Raw genomic sequence first — 25,122 nt, 5'->3', positions numbered from 1 at the left:
AAAATGACAGCCGATATCGCGAAAGTTCACGACATCCAGTGGTACTCCGAAGTACCGCGATCGATCTGGAAGCAGACCGCGTTCGGCCTGCTGTTGATTGCGGTAACCTTCGGCGGCTTCGGCACCTGGGCTTCCACGGCGCCATTGGCATCAGCCATCATCGCTCAAGGTAGCTTTGTTGCGACTGGGCAAAACAAGATCATCCAGCATCTTGAAGGCGGCATCATCAAGGAAATCCTGGTCAGCGAAGGTGACCATGTCACACGCGGCCAGCCGCTTATCAAGCTCGACGAAACGGCCGCCCAGACCAGCGCGCGGCAATTGTTTCTAAAGATGGCGCGGCTCGAAGCCATATCGGCCCGTTTGAACGCCGAGGTGCAAGGCAGCGGTAGGATTGAGTTTCCGACGATTATCCTTGACAACCGCTTCGACCCGGAAGTCTCACCGATCCTGGAAAGCCAAGCGCTCAATTTCAGCGTGGCCGAAAGCAAGCGCGACAGCGATATCGCGCTCTTCGATCAAAATAAAAAGGCTATGGAATTCCGCAACGAAGGCATAAATGAACAGGCCTCGTCCATGCGGCGCCAGTTGCAATTCCTGAAGGACGAATATCAGGGTAAGCAAAAGCTTCTCGATCAGGGGCTGATCCGCGGAACCGAAGTGAAGGCGATCCAGCGGACAATGGCGGATGCCGAAGGCCAGATCGGCAAAATGGTCGCCGAAGTCGCGGAAAACCGCGAGGAGATCGTAAGGTTCGAGCAGCAGATCACGCAGACGAAAGACGCCTATCGACAGGCGGCTCTCCAGGAATTGCAGAGCCTCGAAGCGGAATTGGACACAGTGCGGGAACAGTCGCGGGAGGCGGAAAATGTGCTTCGCCGCGTGATCATCGACGCTCCCGTGCCCGGCACGATCATCCGCATGTACTACCACACCGCTGGCGGCGTCATTGAAAGCGGCAAAGCCATCCTCGAGATACTGCCCTCCGACGTGCCTTTGGTGATCGAGGCACAGGTGCCACGCACCGACATCGACAACGTCAAGGTCGGGCAGAAGGCTTCGATACGGCTGACCGCGCTTAACCGACGCACGACGCCGGTGCTGGAGGGCGAAGTCTACTATGTCTCGGCCGATGCGTTGCCCGAAATGCAAGGCCCTGTTCCGAAGGAAGTCTATTTGGCCCGTGTGCGCCTGCCGGCGAGCGAATTGGCAAAGGTGTACGGTTTTTCGCCAACGCCAGGCATGCCGGCCGAAATAATGGTGCAGGAGCATCCACGGACATTCTTCAGCTATCTGACCAAGCCGATCGCCGACAGCATGGCGAGAGCCTTCATGGAGCAATGAGATTTTAGACGACGGAAAATGTTCGGGGAATTGTGCGGCTCGACGTCTGGGCAAGGCGACCCGGCACAACATGCTTTTCAAGGTGGAGTGCAGTTGCAGTAAGTCTGCGCAATCTTTCAGTCTACCACGTGCTTGTCCATCAACCCTCATCTGCTTGCAGATCATCAGACGCTTTGGAAGGTCCTCGGAATACACCTCTAGGAGCGCGATTTTTCGCTTGCGTATTGCTCGACCGAAGGTGGGAGCCACAGGCTCAAATCCCTCCTTTTAATGCGGTTCGTCGGTGGCAACGGCTCGGGCCGGCCGGCATGCGCTACGCCTCACCCCACCGAGCGTGCCGCCGCCCTTCCCGCGCTGCGGCCAGAGAAAATGCAACCGCCCAGGAACGTGCCTTCGAGCGCGGCATAGCCGTGCAGACCGCCGCCGCCGAAACCGGCGGCTTCGCCCGCCGCATAGAGGCCCGGCACCGGCTGGCCGTCGGGACCGAGCACGCGGCTGTCGAGATCGGTGTGCAGGCCGCCCAGCGTCTTGCGGGTCAGGATGTTGAGGCGCACCGCGATCAGCGGCCCGTTCGCCGGGTCGAGCATCTTGTGCGGCCTGGCGGTCCGGATCAGCCTGTCGCCGAGATAGGCGCGGGCACCGCGCAGAGCGGTGATCTGCATGTCCTTGGAGAACGGATTGTCGAGCTGTCTGTCGCGGGCGCGAATCTCGCGCTCGACCTCTGCCACGTTGAGCAGCGGCTCGCCGCCGGCCAGCGCGTTCATGCGGGCGACCAGATCAGGCAATCCGGCCTCGACGATGAAGTCCTCGCCCTTTTCCATGAACGCCTTGACCGGGCCGGGAATGCCCGACGTGGCACGGTCGAGCACCTGGCGCCAGCTTTTCCCCGTCAAATCGGGGTTCTGTTCCGAGCCCGACAGCGCGAATTCCTTCTGGATGATTTTCTTCGTCAGGATGAACCAGGAATAGTCGAAGCCGGTACTCATGATGTGGCTGAGCGTGCCCAGCGTGTCGAAACCGGGATAGAGCGGCACCGGCAGGCGTTTTCCCCTGGCATCGAGCCACAACGAGGACGGGCCGGGCAGGATGCGGATCGCATGGCCGGTCCAGATCGGCGCCCAGTTCTTGATGCCCTCGACATAGTGCCACATGCGGTCGCGGTTGATGACCGAGCCGCCGGCCCGCTCCGTGATGGCCAGCATGCGGCCGTCGACATGGTCCGGCACGCCTGTGATCATGCGCTTCGGTGCGTTGCCCAGTCGCCTCGGCCAGTTCTCGCGGACAAGTTGATGATTGGCGCCGATGCCGCCGGAGGCGACAATGACCGCCTGCGCCCGCAACGCGAAATCGCCTGACGCTTCACGCGAGCTCTTGTGGCCGCGCTCGACAGTGCTCGGCTGCAGGATGTCGCCCTGTACGCCGGTCACGGCCGCACCCGTCCGCGTCAGCCCGTTGACCCGGTGACGGAACCTGAAGGCGATCAATCCACGCTTTTGCGCCTCGCGCACACGCAGCACGAAAGGTTCGAGCACGCCGGGACCGGTACCCCAGGTGATGTGGAAGCGCGGCACCGAATTGCCGTGGCCGATGGCATTGCCGCCGCCGCGTTCGGCCCAGCCGACGACAGGAAAGAATTTCAGCCCGCGCTCCATCAGCCAGGAGCGCTTTTCGCCGGCGGCGAAACCGACATAGGCCTCCGCCCATTTGCGCGGCCAGAAATCCTCTGGCCGGTCGAAGGCGGCGGTGCCCATCCAGTCCTCGAGCGCAAGATCATGGGAGTCGCGGATGCGCATGCGCCGCTGCTCCGGTGAATCGACGAGGAAAAGTCCGCCGAACGACCAGAACGCCTGGCCGCCCAGCGACTGCTCCGGCTCCTGGTCGACGATGATGATTTTCTTGCCGGCCTCGGCAAGCTCGGCGGCGGCAACCAGCCCGGCCAGGCCGGCGCCGACAATGATCACGTCCGCGTCGTCAGCCATCTTTCCTCCCAGAATTAGCCGGCTAACGCAATTCCAGGTGCAAGCGGTGTTCCGTCCGGAATCGCGTCAAACAAAGTCTCAGACGTTCTCCCAGCCGCCTTTGTCGCCAGCGCGGAAGATGGCGTCGATGACTTTCTGGTTGAGCACGGATTCTTCCAGGGTGAAGACCCGCTCCTTGCCGCCAAGTGCTGCCCGCGCGAAGGTCTCGACCTCGAGCCTGTACTGATGCGTGCCGGGGAAGCGGAACACCTGCGCCTCGGTGTGGTTCTGGTTGTGCAGTTCGACGCGGTGATGGTCGTAGAGCCCGGCATTGAAGGGCGCGAACACTTCGATGAAACCCTTCTCGCCGTGGAACACCATCACCTGGCGTGCCGCCATCTGGGTCGACAGGTAGAAGGACAGTTCGAAATCGCCGAAATCGGCGCGGATCGAGGAATAGATGTCGGTGCCGAATGTCTTGTCGCGCTCGATCGTCGCCTGCACGCGCAGCGGTTCCTTGCCGGTCGAAAAGCGCGTCGACACGGTCGGGTAGACGCCGATGTCGGGCAGTGCGCCGCCACCGAGATCGAGCTTGTTGCGCATGTTGTTGGGATCGACATTGTAGTAGGAGAAGGCGCCCTGCACGTGGCGCAGGCGGCCGATGGCGCCGCTGGCGATGAGATCACGCACCTTGATCCACTGTGGATGGTAGATGACCATGAAGGCTTCGCAGACCAGCACCTTCCTGGCGTCGCGCAACTTGATCAGCGGCGCGATGTCGTTGGCGTCGAGCGCCAGCGGTTTTTCGACCAGCACATGCTTGCCGGCTTGAATAGCCTTGGCCGTCCATTCGACATGCTGCGAGGTCGGCAAGGGGATATAGACGCCGTCGACCTCATTGGAGGCGAGCAGGTCCTCATAAGAACCGAAGGCATGGCGCGCGCCGAAGCGGTCGGCCAATGCCCTGGCCTTCGACAGGTCGCGGCTGGCGATCGCCGCCAGCACGCCGTTCTCCGCCTCGACGATCGCCGGCAGCAACTGCTCGCGGCCGATCTTGGCCGTCGACAACACACCCCATCGGAACATCATGCTTCTCCATGTCGGTTACAGGCAAGGAGGTTTGCCTGAAATCGACGGAAAAGCCAATGCGGGTGCTCGGTTCCTCGCCTCCGTGAAGGCGGGCGAGGAACCAGGCCGCGCTAGCTCCTTCGCCCGGTCAGCGTCATGTCGAAATCGACGACGTTGGAATAAAGCGGCGTGCCGACATCCATGCCGTAGCGGGACCTCAGCACCTTGCCGATGACATGGAATTTGATCGTGCCGGCCTTCAACCCGTCGAGCTCGGCGGTGAACTTTTCCGGAAACGTCTTGCCGCGCGCCGTCAGCCGGCCGGTGACCAGCGCCGTCGCGTCGCCGGTGCGGGTCACGCTGGTCGAACGGAACTCGATTTCGGGGCTGTTGGCCGCGTCGAACACCGCGTCGGAGCGCAGGAAGGCATCGATGCGGCCTTGGCCGGTACCGACGCTCTCCGGATAGATGGTGAGATCGACCTTCGAGCGGCCGACGTCATTGTTGTCGATGCGGATCGTGCCCTTGAAACGGGCGAAGGCGCCGTCGAACCCGCCGCCGCCGGCCTTGCCGATGGTGAAGCGGATCGCGGAGCCGGCCTGGCTGATCGTGTAGCTGCCGGCGGCATCGCCGAGGACAACTGCCGCATGGACAGGCATGGCAAGGCAGCAGGCAACAGCCGCCAATCCGAGGATTCGCGCATGCATTGGATTACCCCTTGTTTTGAGCAACGCTCTCTCGCGTTCTCACCTCACAAACGAGATCAAGCCCCTTTCTATTCCCCGGCTGACGAAGGCGTGATCATGCGCGTGAGCACGCTGTCGCGCAGCAGGAGATGGTGGCGCAGGGCCGCGCAGACATGCAGCGCGACAAGCCCCATGCCGGCATAGGCGAGATACCAGTGTGCCGACGCCCAAAAACTTTCGGCGGCGTCGGATTCGGTGAGCGGCAGGTTGGGCATCACGAACAGGTTGAACGGCATGCTGGGGATCTCCAGCGTTGAAACCGACACCAGCGCCCAGCCGGACAAAGGCAGGGCGATCTGGAAGACATAGAGCGCGAAATGGGCGAGCGGTGCCGTGCGCCGCTCCAGGGCGCCGACCGAAGGCGGCAGGGGCGGGGCCACATTGCCGAGCCGCCAGGCGATGCGCAGGATGATGAGCCCCAGCAGCAGGAAACCAATCGACTTGTGCAGCTGGATCAGCTCGAAGGCGGTGCGCTGGCTTGAGGTCCTGACCATGACGAAGCCGAGCATGAACTGGCCGATGAAGATGAGCCCCACCAGCCAGTGGAGGACGATGGTTGCCCAGCCATAGCGGGTCGCGGTGTTGGTGATCGTCTGCATGGAAAGCGAACGAATGCCTGGGTGGATTTCTTCCACCTTCGCTCCTGTGGGGCCTACCCGCTCACCTTGAAGAAATCCACAAACGCCCTCAGCGCCGGGCGCATCTGGCGGCGGCTGGGATAATAAACGAAGAACCCGTCGAAGGGTGGGCACCAGTCCTCCAGCACGCGGATCAGCCTGCCGTCGGCAAGCGGCGCGCGGACATAGTCCTCGAAGACGAAGGCAAGGCCGGCGCCGTCGACCGCTGCTTGCGCGATCAGATGGTCTTCGTCGAGGATCAGCGGCCCTTGCGCGGCGATCTCGATCTCCTCCCCGTCCTTCGCGAACTCCCAGCGGTAGAGGATGCCGCTGGAGAAGCGGAAACGAATGCAGCGATGGTCGGCCAGGTCGCGCGGGTGGCCCGGCCTTGGCATGGCCTCGAAATAGGATGGTGCGCCGACCACCGCGCCGCGAATATCCGGTCCGATGCGCACCGCGATCATGTCGCGCTGCAGGCTCTCGCCAAGCCGTACGCCGGCATCGAAACCACCTTCCACCACATCGGTGAAGCGGTCCTCGATGACGATCTCGAGCACGATATCTGGGTAAGCCGCGGCAAAGGCGCCGAACCGTGGCGTCAGCACCAGATGCGCTGCCGTGCGCGGCACGCTGAGCCTGAGATTTCCGGCCGGCCGGTCGCGCGACTCGACCGCGGTCTTAAGCGCCAGGTCGATTTCCGACAGAGCCGGACGCAGCCTCTCCAGCAATTGCGCACCTTCTTCCGTCGGCGCCACGCTGCGCGTGCTGCGGGCCAGCAGGCGCACGCCAAGCCGTGCTTCCAGGCTGGAGACCGCGTGGCTCACCGCCGAAGGCGCGATCGCCAATTCCCTGGCCGCGCCGCGAAAACTGCCGCATTGGGCAACGGTCGCCAGCACCGCGAGCTGCGAGAGATGTACTCGGTTCATTGATCTATCTTCTAGAACGACCTGTACTAAGAAGAGCCGATTATTGAACAGACTGCAAGGCGTTATATCCGTCGCATCACAACAAGGAGATGCGTGATGAAAACCCGCAAGCTAGGAACTGAACTTGAAGTCTTCCCCGTCGGCCTTGGCTGCATGGGCATGAGTTTTGGGTATGGTGGTCAGCCGGAGGCGGAGGCCATTGCGACGCTGCACCGCGCCGCCGAGATCGGCGTCAACTTCTTCGACACGGCGGAAGTCTACGGACCCTATGAGAACGAGATCCTGCTGGGCAAGGCGCTGAAATCCGTCCGCGACAAGGTGACGATCGCGACGAAATTCGGCTTCAAGATCCTGGAGGAAGGCACCGGCATCGACCGCATGGCCGGCGTCGACAGCCGCCCCGAGCACGTCAAGGCTGTCGCCGAGGCCTCGCTGAAGCGGCTCGGCACGGATGTCATCGATCTCTACTACCAGCACCGCGTCGACCCGAACGTACCGATCGAGGACACGGTCGGCGCCATGGCCGAGCTGGTGCGCGAGGGCAAGGTACGGGCGCTTGGCCTGTCGGAGGCAAGTGCCGCGACCATCCGCCGGGCACACGCCGTGCACCCGATCGCGGCGGTACAGAGCGAATATTCGCTGTGGAGCCGCGATCCGGAAGACGAGGTCTTCGCCGTCTGCCGCGAACTCGGCATCGGCTTCGTGCCCTACAGCCCGCTCGGCCGCGGCCTGCTTACCGGCACGATCGCGAAGCCCGAAACGCTTGACGACGGCGACTGGCGCCGGACCTTGCCGCGCTTTCAGGCGGAGGCCATGGCCGCCAATGCTCAGGTGATCGCCGTGCTGGAAAAGATGGCGGCGGAGAAGGGCGTCACCCCTGCGCAGCTGGCGCTGGCCTGGGTGCTGCACCAAGGCGACTTTATCGTGCCGATCCCGGGTGCCCGCAAAATCCGCCATCTGGAGCAGAACACGGCAGCGGCCGGGATCGAGTTGAGTGCGACTGACGTGGCGTCAATCGGCGATGCCCTGTCGCCCGACAAGGTGATGGGCAAGCGTTACACCGAGGAACTGCTGGCGCTGGTGAATGGGTGAATACACAATGGGCGAAAGGGGCGCTTCGGCGTCCCTTTTTGTTGGGCGCCGGGCGGCACCCGGCGTTGTGAGACGCCGGCGCCGTCGCGCGACACACGGTTTTGCGCTCTCACCACGGCACAACCGTAATCTCCGGCCAATTCTCTTGCGCCCGCTTGCCCTTCGCTTCATGCGTCCGCTGGTTATCCATCGCCCGGTTCGGGGTGATGCGCAGGGAGAAGATATCGTCGAGCCCGAACGGCGCCACGAGTTCCAATTGCCCATCGGCGTCGTAGCGCAGGCCGACCGCATGCGTCTTCGAGGCGAAATAGCTGACGGACTCGCTGGCACTCGTGTAGCGCGGGCAGGGCTGCCCGAACTTCCGCGGGTACCAAAGATGCACGCGGGCCTGGTTGCGCACTTCGACCGGCAGCGGCAGCCCCTCGAAATGCCGTTCCGCCCGGCGGATGACAGCGTCCTCGGCTTCATAGGACAGGTCTGTGCCGTCGAAATAGAACAGGTCGACATCCCTGATGCCGTAGCCCGTCGGCTTGCCGGTCAGATGGTTCCAGACGCTGTTGTAAAGCGCGCCGGACACCACCAGCCAATCCGGCAAGGCAAACGCGCGCACCCGAGCCAGCGTTTCGCCCAGCAGCGGATCAGCCGCGACGATGTCGAGAAACGCCGCGCGTTGCGTCTCGAAAGGAAGCCCGGAGTAGGAGAGATGGTCCATCGCCCTTTGGAGAGCGATTCGTCGCCCGCCCGCAATCCGAAATCCTTATGTCCTCAGCACGCCGCCTGTCTGCTTGCCGACATTGTCGACGATGCGTTTGGCCAGCGCCTCGAAGTCCTCATCGGTCAGCGTCTTCTCGACCGGCTGGATCGAGACTTCGATGGCGATCGACTTCTTGCCCTCGCCGAGCGACGCCCCTTCGAAGACGTCGAAGACCGAGACGGCCGTGATCAGCTTCTTGTCGGCGGCAAGTGCTGCCCGCACCAGTGTGCCGGCCTCGACCGCTCTGTCGACGACGAAGGCGAAGTCGCGCTTCACCGCCTGGAAGGCGGAGAGTTCGAGCTTCGGCTTGGTTTTCGTCGGCTTGGCTTTCGGCTCGGGCACGGTATCGACGAACACCTCGAAGCCGCAGAGCGGCCCGGAGACATCGAGCCCTTCCAGCGTCTTCGGATGGAATTCGCCGAACGTGCCGAGCACGGTCTTCGGGCCGAGCTTGATCGTGCCGGAACGGCCGGGATGATACCAGGCCGGACCGCCGGGCTCGATCTGCAGCCGGTCTACCGGCGCGCCGCAGGCCTCGAGCGCGGCGATCGCATCGGCCTTGGCGTCGAACACGCCGACCGGGCCGGAATTGCCCGCCCAGTTGCGGCCCGAGCCGTCGAGCTTGGCGGTGCCGCGCCGCACGCCGGCGGCCACGCGCCGCTGCTGGTCGGCGCCGTCGCCCTCATAGGTGCCCGATACCTCGAACAGCGCCACGTCGCCGATGCCCTTGTCGGCATTGCGTTGCGCGGCCGTGATCAGCCCCGGCAACAGTGACGGCCGCATGTCGGACATGTCGGCGGCGATGGGGTTGGCGAGTTTCAGCGCCGTCTGGCCGCCGCCGAACAGTTCGGCATGTTTGGCCGGAATGAACGACCAGGTAACGGCCTCCATCATGCCGCGCACGGCAAGCGAACGCTTGGCGGCACGGGTGCGGATCTGCAGCGTCGTCAGGATCTTGCCGTTGACCACGTCATGCGCCCCGAGCGGCTGCGGCGCGATGTTGTCGACGCCGTGGATACGCATCACCTCCTCGACAAGGTCGGCCTTGCCGTCGATGTCCGGCCGCCAGGACGGCACCTTGACCTTGACGACGTCGCCCGAGCCCTGCGGCTGGAAGCCGAGACGGGTCAGGATATCGAGGCTTTCCGCCTTCGGCACCTCGATGCCGGTCAGCCGCTTCACTTCCGACAGTGGAAAGGACACGACCTTCGGCTTGTGTCCGGCATAGCCCGCCACTTCCATTTCCGTCGGCGTGCCGCCGCAGAAATCGAGCACCAGCTTGGTTGCCAGCTCGACGCCCGGCACCATGAATTCGGGATCGACGCCGCGCTCGAACCGGTAGCGGGCGTCGGTGATGATGCCGAGCGTACGGCCGGTGCGGGCCGTGGTGATCGGGTCCCAGAGCGCCGATTCGATGAGCACCTCGGTGGTGTTCTCGTCGCAGCCGGAATGCTCGCCGCCCATGATGCCGGCGATCGATTCGACGCCATTGTCGTCCGCGATCACGCACATCTCCGGCGTCAGCGTGTATTCGCGCCCGTCGAGCGCCTGCACCTTCTCGCCGTCCCTGGCACGGCGCACGACGAGATTGCCAGATACCTTCGCTGCATCGAACACATGCAGCGGCCGGCCACGGTCGAAAGTGACGTAGTTGGTGATGTCGACCAGCGCGCTGATGGGCCTGAGGCCGATGGCGATCAGCCGCTGCTGCAGCCATTTTGGCGACGGGCCGTTCTTGACGCCGCTCACCATCGTCAGCGCGAAGCCGGGGCATAGTTCCGGTGCTTCGATCGTAACCTTCACCGGGCACAGCCCCTCGCCGACATGCGGCATGATCGCGCCACCCACGAGCCGGCCGAGCCCGCTTGCGGCAAGGTCGCGCGCGATGCCGTAGACGCTGGTCGCGTCCGGCCGGTTCGGCGTCAAATTGATCTCGATGACCGGATCGTCGAGATGCGCATAGGCGGCGAAGCTGGTGCCGACCGGCGCATCCTCGGGCAAATCGATGATGCCGTTGTGCTCGTCGGACAGTTCCAGCTCGCGCTCGGAACACATCATGCCGTGGCTTTCGACGCCCCTGATCTTGCCGACTGTCAGCGTCACGTCGATGCCGGGCACATAGGTGCCGGGCGCGGCGAAGGCGCCGATCAGGCCCGCGCGGGCGTTCGGCGCCCCGCACACGACCTGCACCGGCGGCTTGCCGTCGCCGGTATCGACGGTCAGCACCCGCAGCCGGTCGGCGTCGGGATGCTGCACCGCAGTCAGCACCTTGGCGATGACGAAAGGCTTCAGGCCTGCCTTGTCGTCGACATGCTCGACCTCGAGGCCGATCGAGGTCAGCCGCTCGACGATTTCCGTCAGCGAAGCATCGGTCTCGAGATGATCCTTGAGCCAGGAGAGGGTGAATTTCATGGATGCACCGATTTATTGACGACTGCCCGAGTTAAACTCAGTTTCGCGGGAATGGTGAAAAGTTGCATCAGAACCGATTCAGTAAAAGCCTTCAGGGCTTTCGCTTCGCTTAATGAATACGCCGTCGTGTCATGTACTGCAGCATTCCCCTCTTGCCGAATGGCATCGGCCAATCTGAATATCACAGGAGAGATAACTCCCGATTTATTCAGCTCCTCGATCCTGCCGAACAAGCTTTTCTTGCTGTATCCGTTGATAGCCATTGAACTCAGCAGAGACGTGATGTTCTGATCGAGAGTCGCGGCCTCAAGAGTTTTTCTGAACATCGCACCGGCTGCATTGGGTAATGAGCTACCAAGCGCCCGTACGGCTTCTAGGTAAAACACTTTTATTGGGTCTGGCACATCCTCGGGGCAGTCAGCGTATTCGGCCGGGAAGCAAACATCCCACATCATTTTTTTGCCCAACTCTGGGCCGGCCGCGAGCGCTTCTGAGGTGCTCAACGCACCAAGACTCGACAGAGAGAAGTAGCTGTCGAGCAGAAATTCGCGCCCGCAGCTAGTGCACTGACAAAAATATGTCTGCAAGCTGGGGTCTCTTAGAACGTCTCCGTGGCGTTCGCCTGCGGCTAGTATGGTAGCGGCAGTAGCTATTCCGCAACGAGGGCAAGTAGTTCTCCTAATTTTTTCTGACACTGTCACGTAGACAATCCCCCGAACAGTGTCGGCATGTCGAGCGGCCGGAAGCCGTAATGCGACAACCAGCGCACATCCGCGTCGAAGAAGGCGCGCAGGTCCGGCATGCCGTATTTCAGCATGGCGATGCGATCGATGCCCATGCCCCAGGCAAAACCCTGGTACTCGTTGGGGTCGAGCCCGCCGGCCCTGAGCACGTTGGGATGGACCATGCCGCAGCCGAGGATCTCCATCCAGTCGGAGCCTTCGCCGAAGCGCACTTCGCCCGGCCGCGAGCGGTCGCATTGGATGTCGACCTCGAGGCTGGGCTCGGTGAACGGGAAGAAGGACGGCCGGAAGCGCATCTTGACCTGCGGCACTTCGAAGAACGCCTTGCAGAACTCTTCCAGCACCCAATTCATGTTGGCGACGTTGGCTGTCTTGTCGATAACCAGCCCCTCGACCTGATGGAACATCGGCGAATGGGTCGCGTCGGAATCCTGCCGGTAGGTCTTGCCGGGAATGACGATGCGGATCGGTGGCTTCTGCTTCTCCATGGTGCGGATCTGCACCGGCGAGGTGTGCGTGCGCAACAGCTTGCGTTCGCCCTTCTCGTCCGGCTGGAAGAAGAAGGTGTCGTGCATCTCGCGTGCCGGGTGGCCGTCTGGAAAATTCAGCGCGGTGAAATTGTAGTAGTCGGTCTCGATATCCGGGCCTTCGGCGATGGCGAAGCCGAGATCGCCGAAGATCGCCGCGATCTCGTCGATGACTTGGCTGATCGGATGGATGCGGCCGCGCTCGGCAGGCGACTGCCGCACCGGCAGCGTCACGTCGACCTTCTCGGCGGCGAGCCGTGCGGCTATCGCCACGTCTTTCAGTTCCGCCTTGCGCACGCTCAGCGCTTCGGTCACGCGGTTCTTCAGGCCGTTGATCGCCGGGCCGTTGACCTGACGCTCTTCGGCGCTCATGGCGCCCAGCGTCTTCAGCATTTCGGAGACCGAGCCCTTCTTGCCGAGCGCCGAGACGCGCACGGCCTCGATCGACGCCTCGTCGGTGGCCGAGGCGATGTCAGCCATCAGGGAAGCTTCAAGGGTTTCAAGATTTCCAGCGGTGGCGTTCACGGCGAAATTCTTTCTATTCGGTGGCAGGCGTTAGCGTGCGTTACAATTTTGGTTACGCGGGTGCCATTTTGGTTACATCAGGCCAAAAAGGAACCCGCGCCAGCCGTGCCAGCGCGGGTTCCCCAAATCAGTACTAAAAATGCTTGGGAAGCGCTGGTCTTAGGCGACAGCGCTTTCAAAAGCGTTCGGCGTGGTGTTCTTCAGATATTCGAGCGCGACCTTTGCCTTGGCGACCAGGGCGGCGAAAGCCTGCGGCTCGTGGATGGCCATGTCGGACAGGATCTTGCGATCGATCTCGATGCCGGCCTTGTTCAAACCGTCGATGAAGCGGCCATAGGTCAGGCCATGCTCGTGGGTCGCGGCGTTGATGCGCTGGATCCACAGCGCACGGAACGAGCGCTTGCGGTTCTTGCGGTCGCGGTAGGCGTACTGCAGCGACTTCTCCACCGCCTGCTTGGCGATGCGGATGGTGTTCTTGCGGCGGCCGTAGAAGCCTTTCGCGGCTTTCAGGACCTTCTTGTGCTTGGCGTGCGAGGTGACGCCTCTTTTTACGCGTGCCATGTCATGATCTCCTTAAAACTTAAAGGCCGTTCGGAAGAAAATTCTTGATGACCTTCTTGCCATCCGGTTCAGCCAGAACCATCGTGCCTCGGGCATTTCGAATGAACTTGTTGGAACGCTTGATCATGCCGTGACGCTTGCCGGCCGCAGCCGACAGGACTTTACCCGTACCTGTGATCTTGAACCGCTTCTTGGCGGCCGATTTGGTCTTCATCTTGGGCATTTTGCTACTCCGTATTGTTGGCGCACGATCGCGCTTCTTGTTCGCTCCGGGCCGACCAAAGCCCGAAAAGCAAATGAAACCGCCACGGCATGCCCTGCCGGGCGGTTTTCTTGGAACGGCGGTGCTATAGATCAAAGACGGTCGACGCGCAACACCTGAAGCACGTGCGACGCTCTGCCCCGGTCAGGGCAGCGTGAACCACACCGGCAGCATGCCCGACAACTGGGCGCCGTCGATCAGTTCAAAGGCCGGCAGCGCGATGAGAAACACGAGGCCGTCGAGCAGGGTGGTCAAAAGCAGGCGCGGCTTGAAGCTGCCGGTGTCGCCTTCCTGGTAGAGCGAAAGCCTGGGGAAGAAGCGCGGCACGCGCTGCAGATAGTCCGCATAGGGGGCGCCGAGCGCTTCCTTGAGGAATTTCTCCTCGCGCAGGATGACGATGTGGAAGGCGCCGGCGCACAGAACCGCGAACAGGATGACGGCGGAGAACGAGCCGATCTGCGCGCCAACGCCGGCGGCGGCCACGGTCGAGAACACGTAGAGCGGGTTGCGGGTGATCGAATAAGGCCCGCCGGTCACCACCTCGGAGGATTTGCGCCCGCCTATATAGAGCGTCGCCCAGAGGCGCCCGACAATGCCGAGGAAAATCAAAAGCACGCCGAACATCTCGATCGTTTCGTGCACCGGCGTGTCCGGCGGGAAGGTCGACTGGCCGAACAGCAGCGCCAGAAACAGCACCACCACGAGTACGGCAAGCACCAGCCGGCGCACCTGCTGGTAGTTGCCCAGCCCGTGTTTGACGTCCTTGACGTCTGAAACCTTTTCGTTGGCCATGCGGGGATTCCGATCGTCGAAGAGCTTTGCCGGCGATCGCAGCTTTGAGCCAAGAAATATGGCGTCCCGCCGATCGCCGGGACGCCCTGTAGCACAATTCAGGCGGATTTAGAGCACGATGTCCAGGCCTGACGTCATCGTGATCCAAGCTGTTCCGCAAAAGTGTCCCACGGTTTGCGGCGAGAGCCCGTGACAACCATGGGGAGCCATGCGGACGACGGGCCGCGAAGCGAGCGCAGCCTGCTCAGCGCGGTGCCAGCACCATCATCATCTGGCGGCCTTCGAGCTTCGGCTCGGCCTCCACCTTGGCAATGGTCGCCACCTCCTCGCGCACCTTGTTCAGAAGCTGCATGCCGAGTTCCATATGCGCCATCTCGCGGCCGCGGAAGCGCAGTGTCAGCTTGACCTTGTCGCCTTCCTCGAAGAAGCGGCGGACCGCCTTCATCTTTGTCTCATAGTCATGGCTGTCGATGTTCGGGCGCATCTTGATCTCCTTGATCTCGATGACCTTCTGGTTCTTGCGCGCCTCGGCCGCCTTCTTCTGGTTGGCGTATTTCAATTTGCCGAGATCGAGAATCTTTACGACGGGCGGCACCGCGTTGGGCGATATTTCGACAAGATCGAGCCCAGCCTCTTCGGCGAGCAGCAATGCGTCATTGATGGAAACATCGCCACGGTTCTGGCCTTCGGCGTCGATAAGCTGGACCCGGGGAACCCGGATGTCACGGTTGGAGCGCGGCCCATCCTTGGTCGGCGCCGCTGCTTTGAAAGGTCTGCGAATGGTCGTGGTCTCCTTGGCCGTTTCGTTCAGGGTACAAATCTGGTGCGGACGCGCCAATGTGGGAAGCGCGCGGCGCAAGTCAATAGCACAACGTTCTCAAGAAATCACCTGATCACGAGCCTGTGCCAAGCAAAGAAACATCGCGGGCACTTTCCGCCTTGGCTTTGGCCGTGCCAAAAGCGAGGCGTGAGAAAAACCAGGACCGCCCCGCAGCCATGACCTCTGCTCCGACCTTTCTGGATATCGATGGCTCCGATATCGCCGTGCGCCATACCGACGGCTCGACGCCCGGCATCGTCTGGCTCGGCGGCTACAAGTCGGACATGCTGGGCACGAAGGCCGAGAGGCTGTCGGACTGGACGGCACGGGAGGGCCGGGCCTTCCTGCGTCACGACTATTCGGGCCATGGCGAATCCGGTGGCGTCTTCGCCGACGGCACGATTTCGGCATGGCTTGCGCAAAGCCTTGCGGTTTTCCGGCATTTCGCCAACGGCGATCAAATCCTGGTCGGCTCGTCCATGGGTGCCTGGATCGCGTTGCGCATGGTGCAGGAATTGCGCAAGGCGGGAGACGCAAGCGTCATCGGACTGGTGCTGCTGGCGCCAGCGCCGGATTTCACCAGCGACCTGATCGAACCGGCGCTGACCGAGGCGCAGAAGCGCGACCTCGCTGAAAAAGGCTTCTTCGCGGAGCCATCGGACTATTCCGCCGAACCTTACATCTATACCCGCGCCCTGATCGAGGACGGGCGCGAAAACCGTGTGATGACCGGGCCGATCGACACGCATTGCCCGGTTCACATCTTGCAGGGACTGGGCGATGCGGACGTGCCGTCGAGCCACGCGCTGAAGCTCGCCGCCCTGTTGCCGGCCGACGACGTCACACTGTCGCTCATTCCCGACGGCGACCATCGCCTGTCGCGGCCGCAGGATCTCGACATGCTGGTGCGGGCCGTCGGCGACATGGCCGACCGGGGGGCCGACCGAGGGGCCGGGCGGGGCAAGTGAGGATGCGCCTTTCCATCCCGGTCTCCGCCTTCGTCGCGGCTATCGTCGGCTTTGGCGGCACGCTGGCCATCGTCATCGCCGCCGCCAGGGCGGTCGGCGCGACGCAGGTCGAGACGGCGAGCGGCGTGACGGCGATCTGTCTGGCCATGACGGTCGAGTGCCTGTGGCTGTCATGGCGAACGAAAATGCCTGTCATCACCGCCTGGTCGACGCCGGGCCTGGCGCTGGTCGCCGCCTCGAGCGGCTTCTCGATGGGCGAGGCTGTCGGCGCCTATATCGTCACGGGCGTGCTGTTGGTCGCAACCGGCCTGTTTGGGCCGCTCACCCGGCTGATATCGAGAATACCGGCTTCGGTCGCCTCCGGCATGCTGGCCGGCATCGTCGTCACCTTTGCCATCAACGCCATGAAAGCCATTCCGGAGGACCCGTGGCTCATCCTGCCGCTGATCGCGGCATTCTTTGTCATCCGGCTGTTCAATCCGGCGCTGTCGGTCCTGGCGGTGCTGGTTGGCGGTGGTCTTGCCGCCTTCCTTACGGGCCGTGTCGGCGGCTTGCCCACGCCCGAACTGTCCACACTGACGTTTATTGCTCCCCATTTCACCGCCAAGGCGATCATCGGCCTGGCGCTGCCGCTCTATCTCGTCACCATGGCCTCGCAGAACCTTTCCGGCCTCGCCGTGCTGCGCGCCGCGGGGTACCACCCCGAGCCCGGCCCGCTGATCGGTGTCACCGGCCTGTTCTCGCTCTTGTCGGCGCCGTTCGGGGCCGGGACCACCAATCTGGCGGCGATCTCGGCGGCCATCTGCACTGGCCCCGACGTGCATCCCGATCCGGCCGAACGCTGGAAGACCGGCCCGTTCTACGCGCTCGCCTATCTCATCTTCGCGGTTTTCGGTGCTTCGCTGGTGGCGATCTTCGCCGTCCTGCCGCAGAGCCTGATCGTGTTGGTGGCGGGTCTTGCGCTGATGGCCTCGCTTGCCAACGCGCTGGCGATCGCGCTGAAGGATGAGGGCGACCGCATGGCCGCCACCGTCACTTTCGTCGTCACCGCCTCCGGGCTGACGCTGTTCGGCGTCGGTGCGGCATTTTGGGGCCTCGTCGCCGGGTTGGTCGTGCTTTCCCTGGATATGCTCAAAAAGCGATAATCATTTCAGAACCTTGTCCGGTTTCGCCTGACATTGTCTTGAATCGCCGTTTTCGCCTTCCCATTTCGATTCCACGCAGCCGGTCCTGGCTGTCTCCAACCGAAGGAATGGGAGAAAATGAACACATCTGCATTGATCCGCCCGGCCTGGACGCCGGCGACCATCGCGTTGATGGTGATCGGCTTCATGGTGTTCTGGCCGCTCGGCTTCGCCATGCTCGCCTACATCATCTGGGGCGACCGGCTCGAGGGCTTCAAGCGTGACGTCAACCGCGCGACCGACGGCATCTTCGCCGGCTGCCGCCGTGGTTCCGACAAGGCCGCGCGCTGGGGCAATGGCTCCGCCCGCACCGGCAACGTCGCTTTCGACGACTGGCGCGAAAAGGAGCTTGAGCGCCTGAACGAAGAGCGCCGCAAGCTCGACGAGATGCTGACGCAGTTCGACGAGTACGCGCGCGAATTGCGCCGCGCCAAGGATCAGGACGAGTTCGACCGGTTCATGGCGAACCGCAACAAGTCGACCGCCCCGACCAAGACCGATCCGAGCACCGAAACGGCCCCCACCAAGCGTGGCAAGGGCTCGGGCCTGCTCGACGACTGAGGCTTTGCGACAAGCCAAGGTAGGATGACGGCGTCGCGCGAGCGGCGCCGTTTCTTTTTTGTTCTATTCGTTTTCCTCGAATCGCGTATCGTCCCGCCATGACCATCGGGTTCTTCCGCAATCTGACGAAGCCCAAGCCCACGCCCGTCGTGGAGCGGGAATACTGCGTCGCCGGCCGAACACTGCCGCTCAAGATCGTCGAGAGCGCCAGGGCAAAGCGTCTGACGCTGCGCATCGATTCCGGTGGCCAGGGCCTGCGCATCACCGTGCCGCCGGGCCTGCGCCGCGGTGAGGTGGACAGGTTCCTGGAGCGGCACCAGGACTGGCTGGAGCAGCGCCTGGCCAAGGTGCCGACGCGCCCGCAGGTGCGGCCCGGTATCAAGATCCCGGTACGCGGCGTGCCACACCGCATCGTCCATGAGCCGTCGAAGCGCGGCACCGTCACCGTGTCGCGCGACGAGCGCGGTCCGCTGCTGATCGTGCATGGCGAGCGCATCCACCTGCCACGCCGCATCGCCGACTTTTTGAAGCGCGAGGCCAAGAAGGAGATCGAGAAGCTGGTCGTCAGGCACACCGAGGCGCTCGGCAAGCGCGCCAAGGCGATCCGCTACAAGGACACCTCCAGCCGCTGGGGTTCCTGCACCTCCGAAGGCAACCTTTCCTTCTCCTGGCGCATCATGATGGCGCCGCAGCCTGTCATAAACTACCTCGTCGCGCATGAAGTGGCGCATCTCAAGGAGATGAACCACGGTCCGAAATTCTGGAAACTGTGCGAAAAGCTCTGCCCCGACACCGACCGCTGCAAGGACTGGCTGAAGCGCAACGGTGGCGCCCTGCAGGCGATCATGTTCGAGTAGGGCGCGTCAATCGTCATTGGCCGCGTTGAGCTCATCCGGCCGCAATCCCTCATCGGCATGGTGCGGCCAGGGCAGAAAATTCCGGTCGAAGCCGTCGCTGCTGAAATAATCCAGCGCCCGATGTGCTTCGGCGCCGTTGAAGGCGGCCTTGTCCAGGAGATGCGCGATGACCTCGCGCGCCTGTGCGATCTTCTGCTTCAGTTCGGCAACGGTCTGGTCGGCCATGATCTTTCTCCCGCCTGGCATGCTATCCACCATAGGTAGCGCCTTTGGCCTTGCCGGCAAACTGCATGCTTTTTCTCGACTCTTGCCGCTTTTCGTGCGAATTCCGCGCCATGGCGCTCGACATCAAGATCTGCGGCTTGAAAACCGACAAGGCAATGGCCGCGGCATTGGCCGGCGGCGCCAGCCATGTCGGTTTCATTTTTTTCGCCAAAAGCCCGCGCTATGTCGAGCCGGCCGAAGCCGGCCGTCTGCGCGAAGCAGCACGTGGCAAGGCCTTGGCGGTTGCCGTCACCGTCGATGCCAGCGACGCTTTCATCGCGGAAATCGTGGAAAAGATGCAGCCCGACATGCTGCAGATGCATGGCTCCGAAACCCCCGAGCGGATTGCGGAGCTGAAAGCCCGTCACGGCCTACCGGTGATGAAGGCGTTGCCGCTCGCCGAGGCTGCCGATCTCGAACGGATAAAGCCGTTCGCCGGCATTGCCGACCGCTTCCTGTTCGACGCCAAGCCGCCGAAGGGCTCCGCGCTGCCGGGCGGCAATGGCGTCGCCTTCGACTGGCGCATCCTTGCCGGCCTTGACGCCGGGATCGATTACATGCTTTCCGGTGGGCTCAACGCCGCAAACATCGGCGATGCCCTTCGGCTTGCCAATCCGCCCGCGATAGATATTTCGTCGGGCGTGGAAAGCGCGCCGGGCGTCAAGGATCCGGCGCTGATCGAACAGTTTTTCCGGGCCGTCAGGGCCGCGCGGGACGACCGCGCCGCCTGAACAAAATTTCGAACCCTGAGCATGTCCCGGAAAAGTGGGAACCGGTTTTCCGACAGGGACATGCTCAAAGTACAGATCCAGGAGATCGGCGATGAACAAGCCGGCGACACCCAATTCCTTCCGCACCGGACCCGACGAACAGGGCATGTTCGGCATTTTCGGCGGTCGTTTCGTTGCCGAAACGCTGATGCCGCTGATCCTCGACCTGGAGAAAAACTGGAACGAGGTCAGGGACGATCCGGATTTCAGGGCCGAACTGACCGATCTTTCGACCCATTATGCCGGGCGGCCCTCGAAACTCTATTTCGCCGAAGGCCTGACGAAGCATCTTCGTGACGTTTCCTCGGCGAAGGGCCTCGGAGGCGGCGCGAAAGTCTATTTCAAGCGCGAGGACCTGAACCACACCGGTTCGCACAAGATCAACAATTGTCTCGGCCAGATCCTGCTGGCCAAGCGCATGGGCAAGAAGCGCATCATCGCCGAGACCGGCGCCGGCCAGCATGGCGTGGCGTCCGCGACCGTCGCCGCCCGCTTCGGCTTTCCCTGCGTGGTCTATATGGGCGCGACCGACGTTGCCCGGCAAAGCCCCAACGTCTTCCGCATGAAGCTGCTCGGCGCCGAAGTGCGGCCGGTCACATCGGGCCACGGCACATTGAAGGATGCCATGAACGAGGCTCTTCGTGATTGGGTGACCAATGTCGAGGACACCTATTATCTGATCGGCACCGCCGCCGGTCCGCACCCCTATCCGGAGCTGGTGCGCGACTTCCAGTCGGTGATCGGCACGGAAGCGCGCGCGCAGATCCTCGAACAGGAGGGGCGGCTGCCCGACACCATCATCGCCGCCGTTGGCGGCGGCTCCAATGCTATCGGCATGTTCCATCCCTTCCTCGACGACAGGCAAGTCCGCATCATCGGCATCGAGGCCGGCGGGCGCGGTCTCGACGGCATCGAGCATTGCGCCTCGATGAACGCCGGCTCTCCCGGCGTGCTGCACGGCAACCGCACCTATCTCCTGCAGAACGCCGACGGCCAGATCATGGACGGCCATTCGATCTCCGCCGGCCTCGATTATCCCGGCGTTGGCCCGGAGCATTCGTGGCTGCGCGATTCCGGCCGTGTCGAATATGTGCCTGTTCTCGACGACGAGGCGCTGGAAGCCTTCAAGCTGACGACGCGCGTCGAAGGCATCATCCCGGCGCTGGAATCGGCGCACGCCATTGCCCACGCGGTCAAGATCGTACCCGCCATGGACAAGGACCAGATCGTCATCGTCAACCTGTCCGGCCGTGGCGACAAGGACGTGCACACGGTGGCCTCGATGCTGGGCATGGAGATATAGATCATGACAACCCGCATCGATCGCCGCATGGCGAAGCTGAAGGCCGAAGGCCGCCCGGCGCTGGTCACCTATTTCATGGGCGGCGACCCCGACTATGAAACGTCGCTGTCGATCATGAAGGCACTGCCAAGGGCCGGCGCCGACGTGATCGAGATGGGAATGCCATTCTCCGACCCGATGGCCGACGGCCCGGCGATTCAGGCCGCCGGCCTGCGCGCGCTGAAAGGCGGCCAGACGTTGGTGAAGACGCTTGAACTGGCTTCGGACTTTCGCGCCGGCGATGACGAAACGCCTATCGTGCTGATGGGCTATTACAACCCGATCTATATCTACGGCGTCGATCGTTTCCTCGTCGACGCGAAGAAGAGCGGCATCGATGGACTGATCGTCGTCGACCTGCCGCCGGAGATGGACGAGGAGCTCTGCATTCCGGCGCTGAAGGCCGGCATCAACTTCATCCGGCTGGCGACGCCGACCACCGACGACAAGCGCCTGCCCAAGGTGCTGCAGAACACCTCCGGCTTCGTCTATTACGTGTCGATGACCGGCATCACCGGAGCGGCACTGGCAGACACCGGCAAGGTGGCCTCTGCCGTGAAGCGCATCAAGGGGCACACGGAGCTGCCCGTCTGCGTCGGCTTCGGCGTCAAGACCGCCGAACAGGCGCGCGTCATCGGCGCCAACGCCGACGGCGTGGTCGTCGGCACGGCGATCGTCAATGCGGTCGCCAATGTGCTGGGACCGAAGGGCGAAAAGACCGCCGACCCAGCCGAGGCCGTCGCCACGCTGGTCAGCGGCCTCGCACAAGGCGTGCGATCGGCCCGCCTTGCTGCCGCCGAATAGTTTTCTTATCTCTTCCCACTCTTCGTCAGGACAGGAGCCGAAGCGATGAACTGGATCACCAATTACGTTCGTCCGAAGATCAATTCAATGCTCGGCCGGCGTACCGACATGCCCGAGAATCTCTGGATCAAGGATCCCGAGACCGGCGAGATGGTGTTCCACAAGGACCTGGAATCCAACCAGTTCGTCATCCCGTCCTCCGGCCACCATATGAAGATCTCGGCCAAGGAGCGGCTGAAATTCTTCTTCGACAACGGCAAGTACGAGGCCTTGGACAACCCCAAGGTCATGCAGGATCCGCTGAAGTTCCGCGACGAGAAGCGCTATGTCGACCGGCTGAAGGACGCCAAGGCTAAGACCGGCCTGGAAGACGCCATCATCAATGCGCTGGGAACTGTCGAGGGCCTGCCCGTGGTGGTGACGGTGCAGGATTTCGCGTTTATGGGCGGTTCGCTCGGCATGGCGGCGGGTGACGCCATCGTACACGGCTTCGAGGTTGCCCTGCAGCGCAAGCGGCCGCTGATCCTGTTCGCCGCTTCGGGCGGCGCCCGCATGCAGGAAGGCATCCTGTCGCTGATGCAACTGCCGCGCACCACCGTCGGCGTCGACCGGCTGAAGGAAGCCGGCCTGCCCTACATCGTCGTGCTGACCAACCCGACCACCGGCGGCGTCACCGCTTCCTACGCCATGCTGGGCGACGTGCACATCGCCGAGCCCGGTGCGCTGATCGGTTTTGCCGGGCCGCGCGTCATCGAGCAGACCATCCGCGAGAAATTGCCGGACGGCTTCCAGCGCTCCGAATATCTGATGGAGCACGGCATGGTCGACATGGTGGTGTCCAGGCTGGAAATGCGCCAGACCATCGCGCGCCTCCTGAAAATGCTGCTCAAGATGCCGGAAGAGCAAAAGCCGCTTGATCCGGAAATCCTGCCGCCGGCCGTGGTTGCCGCCGAGGCCAGGCCCCAGGCTTGACGCTACAATGGCCTGACGCGACATTGGCCTGACACGACATTGGCCGCCGCGAACAGCGATTGCGCAGCATTCGTGGCGCGCTGTAGCCTTTTGACAGCCGTGGTCATTGCGGGAGCGATTCTGGCTCCCGGGCCATGCGCCGGGATTATGCCATGACGACCCTTGCCGCCGACCGCGAAATCGAAGCCTTGATGGCGCTTCACCCGAAAGGCTTCGACCTTTCGCTCGACCGCATCACGCGACTTTTGGAGCGGCTGGGCGATCCGCAGGACTTGCTGCCGCCGGTCATCCACATTGCCGGCACCAACGGCAAGGGTTCCTGCGCCGCCTTCTCGCGGGCGCTGCTGGAAGCTTCCGGCCGGCTCGTCCATGTCCACACCTCCCCGCATCTGGTCAGCTGGCACGAGCGCTACAGGCTGGCCGCCGAGGGCGGCGGCAGGCTGGTCGACGACGACATCTTCGCGGAGGCCATCGCACGCGTCGCCAAGGCCAATGCCGGCCAGAAGATCACCGTCTTCGAAATTCTCACCGCCGTCACCTTCATTCTGTTTTCGGAACATCCGGCCGATGCTGCCATCATCGAGGTCGGTCTTGGCGGCCGCTTCGACGCCACCAACGTCGTCGCGCGGCCGGCCGTGTCGGTGATCATGCCTGTGTCGATGGACCACGAGGCCTACCTTGGCGACCGTGTCGAGCTGATCGCCGCCGAAAAGGCCGGCATCATGAAGCACGGCTGTCCGGTCGTCATCGGCGCCCAGGAAAGCGAGACGGCGCTGCAGGTGCTGATCGACACCGCCGAGCGGCTGGAATGCCCGACCCTCGTCTATGGCCAGGATTTTCTCGCTTTCGAGGAGAACGGCCGCATGGTCTACCAGGACGATGACGGGCTGATGGACCTGCCGCCGCCGCGGCTGCCCGGTCGCCATCAGTTCGCCAATGCGGCGGCCGCCATTGCCGCGGTCAAGGCCGCCGGCTTCGAGGTCAGCCACCGCGCCGCCGAGAAGGCGATGACCAACGTCGCCTGGCCAGGCCGCATGCAGAAACTGGCGCAGGGCCGGCTGGCGGAACTGGCGCCGAAGGGCGCCGACATCTGGCTCGACGGCGGCCACAATCCGGGCGCCGGCGTGGTCGTTGCCGAAGCGCTGGCCGAGCAGGAGGAAAGAAACCCGCGCCCGCTCTTCCTCATTTCGGGTATGATCAACACCAAGGACCAGAGCGGCTATTTCCGCGCCTTCAAGGGCCTGGTCAGGCATGTCTACACGGTGCCGGTGAGCCAGAGCGACGCCGGCGTGCCGAACGACGAACTGGCCGTCCGCGCCACGGAAGCCGGGCTGACGGCCGAGCCGGTGAGTTCCGTCGCCAGCGCCCTGATGCTGCTGCGCGACACCTGGGACGGCCCGCCGCCGCGTATCCTGATCGGCGGGTCGCTCTATCTGGCCGGGGCGGTGCTGGCGGAAAACGGCACGCCGCCGACCTGAGGGAGCTTCGGCGTCTTACTTCAGCTCGATCTCGATAAAGGCGTATTCGCCCTCATTGGCGCTGATGACGTCGTGTTCGACGCCCTCCTTGCGGAAATAGGGCGACCCCTTCTTCATCTCGGCGAAGGTTTCTCCGTCCTTGGTCACCAGCTTTAGCTTGCCGTCCATCAGCGGCACGACGACATAGTCGTGGCCGTGGCGATGCCAGCCGGTGTTGTCTCCCGGCTGGAAGCGGTATTCGGTGACGATGACGCGCTCATTGTCGATGAACACTGTGGCCTTGGCGGATCCGGTCATTTCTCTCTCCCTGGTTCTGCTGCCAACAGAGGACATGGAGTGCCCCGATGTGAGGGCCAGAGCGGCGCACCGATGACGCCAACAAAAAGCCCGGCGATCGATAGCCGGGCTCAATGCTTCGAATTCGGATAGTATCAGGCGAGATTGCCGTTGATCCAGTGCGACAGCGCGGTCTTGGGTGCGGCGCCGACCTTGATGTCAGCGCGTTCGCCGCCCTTGAAGATCATCAGTGTCGGGATCGAGCGCACACCGTATTCGGCAGCCAGTTCGGGATTCTCGTCGATGTTGAGCTTGGCGATCTTGACCTTGGCGCCGAGTTCGGTGGCGATGTCCTCGAGCGCCGGTGCGATCATCTTGCAAGGGCCGCACCACTCCGCCCAGAAATCGACCACGACCGGTACCTGGGCATTGAGCACATCGGCCTGGAAATTGTTCTTGTCGACCTTGACGGTGGTCATGCGGAAGTCCTTTCGAAATT

Annotated in this window: 27 protein-coding genes; 11 read left to right on the top strand and 16 right to left on the bottom strand. The window is 63.1% G+C overall.

The features are described 5' to 3' along the window. Window positions 1-3 precede the first annotated feature (3 nt). Window positions 4-1,344: an HlyD family type I secretion periplasmic adaptor subunit gene (locus tag LB556_RS06670; protein WP_224565327.1), complete on the top strand. Its 1,341-nt coding sequence runs from the start codon at window positions 4-6 to the stop codon at window positions 1,342-1,344. 320 nt (window positions 1,345-1,664) lie between these two features. Here the strand turns inward: LB556_RS06670 and LB556_RS06665 are convergent, their stop codons facing one another. The 5 genes from LB556_RS06665 to LB556_RS06645 all read right to left on the bottom strand — a co-directional run bounded on the left by LB556_RS06665 (window position 1,665) and on the right by LB556_RS06645 (window position 6,659). Further along, on the bottom strand, window positions 1,665-3,323 hold the full coding sequence (locus LB556_RS06665) for an FAD-binding dehydrogenase (RefSeq protein WP_224565325.1): 1,659 nt from the start codon (window positions 3,321-3,323) through the stop codon (window positions 1,665-1,667). Window positions 3,324-3,401: 78 nt separating this feature from the next. Continuing rightward, a complete protein-coding gene (locus tag LB556_RS06660) occupies window positions 3,402-4,388 on the bottom strand; it encodes a Gfo/Idh/MocA family protein (RefSeq protein WP_224565936.1) in 987 nt (328 codons plus the stop codon). 113 nt (window positions 4,389-4,501) lie between these two features. Further along, complete coding sequence (locus tag LB556_RS06655; RefSeq protein WP_224565323.1) at window positions 4,502-5,077, bottom strand: YceI family protein; 576 nt, start codon at window positions 5,075-5,077, stop codon at window positions 4,502-4,504. 68 nt (window positions 5,078-5,145) lie between these two features. Continuing rightward, window positions 5,146-5,715 (bottom strand): cytochrome b, encoded by a 570-nt coding sequence (locus LB556_RS06650; protein ID WP_224565934.1) that lies wholly within the window; start codon window positions 5,713-5,715, stop codon window positions 5,146-5,148. 53 nt (window positions 5,716-5,768) lie between these two features. Then, window positions 5,769-6,659 (bottom strand): LysR family transcriptional regulator, encoded by an 891-nt coding sequence (locus tag LB556_RS06645; protein ID WP_224565321.1) that lies wholly within the window; start codon window positions 6,657-6,659, stop codon window positions 5,769-5,771. Between the two features lie 96 nt (window positions 6,660-6,755). On the opposite strand from LB556_RS06645, the gene LB556_RS06640 reads away from it, so the two are divergent. Next, window positions 6,756-7,751 carry an aldo/keto reductase gene (locus tag LB556_RS06640; RefSeq protein WP_224565319.1) on the top strand — a complete coding sequence of 332 codons (996 nt, stop codon included), beginning with the start codon at window positions 6,756-6,758 and terminating at the stop codon, window positions 7,749-7,751. A 109-nt stretch (window positions 7,752-7,860) separates the two neighbouring features. Here LB556_RS06640 and LB556_RS06635 read toward each other — a convergent pair whose 3' ends face one another. The 8 genes from LB556_RS06635 to infC all read right to left on the bottom strand — a co-directional run bounded on the left by LB556_RS06635 (window position 7,861) and on the right by infC (window position 15,108). Beyond that, the gene (locus tag LB556_RS06635) at window positions 7,861-8,463 is read right to left on the bottom strand and encodes a nucleotidyltransferase family protein (protein WP_224565317.1); all 603 of its coding nucleotides are present in this window, start codon (window positions 8,461-8,463) and stop codon (window positions 7,861-7,863) included. A gap of 45 nt (window positions 8,464-8,508) precedes the next feature. After that, window positions 8,509-10,917, bottom strand: a complete 2,409-nt coding sequence (gene pheT, locus LB556_RS06630; protein ID WP_224565314.1) for a phenylalanine--tRNA ligase subunit beta — start codon at window positions 10,915-10,917, stop codon at window positions 8,509-8,511. After that, complete coding sequence (locus LB556_RS06625; RefSeq protein WP_224565312.1) at window positions 10,914-11,504, bottom strand: DUF4145 domain-containing protein; 591 nt, start codon at window positions 11,502-11,504, stop codon at window positions 10,914-10,916. The genes pheT and LB556_RS06625 overlap by 4 nt, the downstream gene beginning before the upstream one ends. Window positions 11,505-11,614: 110 nt before the next feature. Further along, window positions 11,615-12,667: a phenylalanine--tRNA ligase subunit alpha gene (gene pheS, locus LB556_RS06620; protein ID WP_224565310.1), complete on the bottom strand. Its 1,053-nt coding sequence runs from the start codon at window positions 12,665-12,667 to the stop codon at window positions 11,615-11,617. A 204-nt stretch (window positions 12,668-12,871) separates the two neighbouring features. Next, window positions 12,872-13,273 carry a 50S ribosomal protein L20 gene (gene rplT / locus LB556_RS06615; protein ID WP_006201247.1) on the bottom strand — a complete coding sequence of 134 codons (402 nt, stop codon included), beginning with the start codon at window positions 13,271-13,273 and terminating at the stop codon, window positions 12,872-12,874. Between the two features lie 19 nt (window positions 13,274-13,292). After that, window positions 13,293-13,496 carry a 50S ribosomal protein L35 gene (gene rpmI, locus LB556_RS06610; RefSeq protein WP_006201248.1) on the bottom strand — a complete coding sequence of 68 codons (204 nt, stop codon included), beginning with the start codon at window positions 13,494-13,496 and terminating at the stop codon, window positions 13,293-13,295. Window positions 13,497-13,679: 183 nt separating this feature from the next. After that, complete coding sequence (locus tag LB556_RS06605) at window positions 13,680-14,327, bottom strand: methyltransferase family protein (protein WP_224565308.1); 648 nt, start codon at window positions 14,325-14,327, stop codon at window positions 13,680-13,682. 244 nt (window positions 14,328-14,571) lie between these two features. Next, a complete protein-coding gene (gene infC, locus LB556_RS06600) occupies window positions 14,572-15,108 on the bottom strand; it encodes a translation initiation factor IF-3 (RefSeq protein WP_010912915.1) in 537 nt (178 codons plus the stop codon). Window positions 15,109-15,323: 215 nt separating this feature from the next. Here infC and LB556_RS06595 point away from each other — a divergent pair, with 215 nt between their 5' ends. The 4 genes from LB556_RS06595 (at window position 15,324) to LB556_RS06580 (ending at window position 18,717) form a co-directional block, all read left to right on the top strand. Further along, a complete protein-coding gene (locus tag LB556_RS06595; RefSeq protein ID WP_224565306.1) occupies window positions 15,324-16,115 on the top strand; it encodes an alpha/beta hydrolase in 792 nt (263 codons plus the stop codon). A gap of 2 nt (window positions 16,116-16,117) precedes the next feature. Next, the gene (locus LB556_RS06590; protein ID WP_224565304.1) at window positions 16,118-17,260 is read left to right on the top strand and encodes a benzoate/H(+) symporter BenE family transporter; all 1,143 of its coding nucleotides are present in this window, start codon (window positions 16,118-16,120) and stop codon (window positions 17,258-17,260) included. Between the two features lie 117 nt (window positions 17,261-17,377). Then, window positions 17,378-17,860: a DUF2852 domain-containing protein gene (locus LB556_RS06585; protein WP_224565302.1), complete on the top strand. Its 483-nt coding sequence runs from the start codon at window positions 17,378-17,380 to the stop codon at window positions 17,858-17,860. A gap of 98 nt (window positions 17,861-17,958) precedes the next feature. Beyond that, entirely contained in the window at window positions 17,959-18,717 is a 759-nt protein-coding gene (locus tag LB556_RS06580; protein ID WP_224565300.1) for a M48 family metallopeptidase, read from the top strand. Between the two features lie 6 nt (window positions 18,718-18,723). Here LB556_RS06580 and LB556_RS06575 read toward each other — a convergent pair whose 3' ends face one another. Beyond that, on the bottom strand, window positions 18,724-18,942 hold the full coding sequence (locus LB556_RS06575) for a hypothetical protein (protein ID WP_224565298.1): 219 nt from the start codon (window positions 18,940-18,942) through the stop codon (window positions 18,724-18,726). Window positions 18,943-19,052: 110 nt separating this feature from the next. Here LB556_RS06575 and LB556_RS06570 point away from each other — a divergent pair, with 110 nt between their 5' ends. From LB556_RS06570 to LB556_RS06550, 5 genes are all read left to right on the top strand, one after another. Continuing rightward, window positions 19,053-19,712, top strand: coding sequence for a phosphoribosylanthranilate isomerase (locus LB556_RS06570; protein WP_224565932.1), 660 nt, complete (start codon window positions 19,053-19,055; stop codon window positions 19,710-19,712). 91 nt (window positions 19,713-19,803) lie between these two features. After that, the gene (trpB, locus tag LB556_RS06565; RefSeq protein ID WP_224565296.1) at window positions 19,804-21,054 is read left to right on the top strand and encodes a tryptophan synthase subunit beta; all 1,251 of its coding nucleotides are present in this window, start codon (window positions 19,804-19,806) and stop codon (window positions 21,052-21,054) included. Window positions 21,055-21,057: 3 nt separating this feature from the next. Then, window positions 21,058-21,897 carry a tryptophan synthase subunit alpha gene (trpA, locus tag LB556_RS06560; RefSeq protein WP_224565294.1) on the top strand — a complete coding sequence of 280 codons (840 nt, stop codon included), beginning with the start codon at window positions 21,058-21,060 and terminating at the stop codon, window positions 21,895-21,897. Between the two features lie 45 nt (window positions 21,898-21,942). After that, window positions 21,943-22,869: an acetyl-CoA carboxylase, carboxyltransferase subunit beta gene (gene accD, locus LB556_RS06555; protein WP_224565292.1), complete on the top strand. Its 927-nt coding sequence runs from the start codon at window positions 21,943-21,945 to the stop codon at window positions 22,867-22,869. A 152-nt stretch (window positions 22,870-23,021) separates the two neighbouring features. Next, window positions 23,022-24,347 carry a bifunctional folylpolyglutamate synthase/dihydrofolate synthase gene (locus tag LB556_RS06550; RefSeq protein WP_224565290.1) on the top strand — a complete coding sequence of 442 codons (1,326 nt, stop codon included), beginning with the start codon at window positions 23,022-23,024 and terminating at the stop codon, window positions 24,345-24,347. A gap of 15 nt (window positions 24,348-24,362) precedes the next feature. On the opposite strand, the gene LB556_RS06545 is transcribed toward LB556_RS06550, so the two are convergent. Then, on the bottom strand, window positions 24,363-24,644 hold the full coding sequence (locus tag LB556_RS06545) for a cupin domain-containing protein (protein WP_140506860.1): 282 nt from the start codon (window positions 24,642-24,644) through the stop codon (window positions 24,363-24,365). Window positions 24,645-24,778: 134 nt separating this feature from the next. Continuing rightward, window positions 24,779-25,102, bottom strand: coding sequence for a thioredoxin (gene trxA / locus LB556_RS06540; RefSeq protein WP_224565288.1), 324 nt, complete (start codon window positions 25,100-25,102; stop codon window positions 24,779-24,781). Window positions 25,103-25,122: the final 20 nt, after the last annotated feature.

Source organism: Mesorhizobium sp. ES1-4 (assembly GCF_020164745.1).
Lineage (GTDB): Bacteria > Pseudomonadota > Alphaproteobacteria > Rhizobiales > Rhizobiaceae > Mesorhizobium.
This window is presented reverse-complemented; position numbering and strand designations above follow the sequence as displayed.

Excerpts from the sequence above, each read along its gene's own strand:
- LB556_RS06575 (WP_224565298.1), bottom strand. The coding sequence starts at position 18,942 with ATGGCCGACCAGACCGTTGCCGAACTGAAGCAGAAGATCGCACAGGCG.
- LB556_RS06605 (WP_224565308.1), bottom strand. The coding sequence starts at position 14,327 with ATGGCCAACGAAAAGGTTTCAGACGTCAAGGACGTCAAACACGGGCTG.
- LB556_RS06655 (WP_224565323.1), bottom strand. The coding sequence starts at position 5,077 with ATGCATGCGCGAATCCTCGGATTGGCGGCTGTTGCCTGCTGCCTTGCC.
- LB556_RS06590 (WP_224565304.1), top strand. The coding sequence starts at position 16,118 with ATGCGCCTTTCCATCCCGGTCTCCGCCTTCGTCGCGGCTATCGTCGGC.
- LB556_RS06595 (WP_224565306.1), top strand. The coding sequence starts at position 15,324 with ATGACCTCTGCTCCGACCTTTCTGGATATCGATGGCTCCGATATCGCC.
- LB556_RS06650 (WP_224565934.1), bottom strand. The coding sequence starts at position 5,715 with ATGCAGACGATCACCAACACCGCGACCCGCTATGGCTGGGCAACCATC.
- LB556_RS06645 (WP_224565321.1), bottom strand. The coding sequence starts at position 6,659 with ATGAACCGAGTACATCTCTCGCAGCTCGCGGTGCTGGCGACCGTTGCC.
- LB556_RS06640 (WP_224565319.1), top strand. The coding sequence starts at position 6,756 with ATGAAAACCCGCAAGCTAGGAACTGAACTTGAAGTCTTCCCCGTCGGC.
- accD (WP_224565292.1), top strand. The coding sequence starts at position 21,943 with ATGAACTGGATCACCAATTACGTTCGTCCGAAGATCAATTCAATGCTC.
- LB556_RS06580 (WP_224565300.1), top strand. The coding sequence starts at position 17,959 with ATGACCATCGGGTTCTTCCGCAATCTGACGAAGCCCAAGCCCACGCCC.
- LB556_RS06545 (WP_140506860.1), bottom strand. The coding sequence starts at position 24,644 with ATGACCGGATCCGCCAAGGCCACAGTGTTCATCGACAATGAGCGCGTC.
- pheT (WP_224565314.1), bottom strand. The coding sequence starts at position 10,917 with ATGAAATTCACCCTCTCCTGGCTCAAGGATCATCTCGAGACCGATGCT.
- LB556_RS06585 (WP_224565302.1), top strand. The coding sequence starts at position 17,378 with ATGAACACATCTGCATTGATCCGCCCGGCCTGGACGCCGGCGACCATC.
- rpmI (WP_006201248.1), bottom strand. The coding sequence starts at position 13,496 with ATGCCCAAGATGAAGACCAAATCGGCCGCCAAGAAGCGGTTCAAGATC.
- trpB (WP_224565296.1), top strand. The coding sequence starts at position 19,804 with ATGAACAAGCCGGCGACACCCAATTCCTTCCGCACCGGACCCGACGAA.
- trxA (WP_224565288.1), bottom strand. The coding sequence starts at position 25,102 with ATGACCACCGTCAAGGTCGACAAGAACAATTTCCAGGCCGATGTGCTC.
- LB556_RS06570 (WP_224565932.1), top strand. The coding sequence starts at position 19,053 with ATGGCGCTCGACATCAAGATCTGCGGCTTGAAAACCGACAAGGCAATG.
- LB556_RS06670 (WP_224565327.1), top strand. The coding sequence starts at position 4 with ATGACAGCCGATATCGCGAAAGTTCACGACATCCAGTGGTACTCCGAA.
- pheS (WP_224565310.1), bottom strand. The coding sequence starts at position 12,667 with ATGGCTGACATCGCCTCGGCCACCGACGAGGCGTCGATCGAGGCCGTG.
- LB556_RS06665 (WP_224565325.1), bottom strand. The coding sequence starts at position 3,323 with ATGGCTGACGACGCGGACGTGATCATTGTCGGCGCCGGCCTGGCCGGG.
- LB556_RS06550 (WP_224565290.1), top strand. The coding sequence starts at position 23,022 with ATGACGACCCTTGCCGCCGACCGCGAAATCGAAGCCTTGATGGCGCTT.
- rplT (WP_006201247.1), bottom strand. The coding sequence starts at position 13,273 with ATGGCACGCGTAAAAAGAGGCGTCACCTCGCACGCCAAGCACAAGAAG.
- trpA (WP_224565294.1), top strand. The coding sequence starts at position 21,058 with ATGACAACCCGCATCGATCGCCGCATGGCGAAGCTGAAGGCCGAAGGC.
- LB556_RS06635 (WP_224565317.1), bottom strand. The coding sequence starts at position 8,463 with ATGGACCATCTCTCCTACTCCGGGCTTCCTTTCGAGACGCAACGCGCG.
- LB556_RS06660 (WP_224565936.1), bottom strand. The coding sequence starts at position 4,388 with ATGTTCCGATGGGGTGTGTTGTCGACGGCCAAGATCGGCCGCGAGCAG.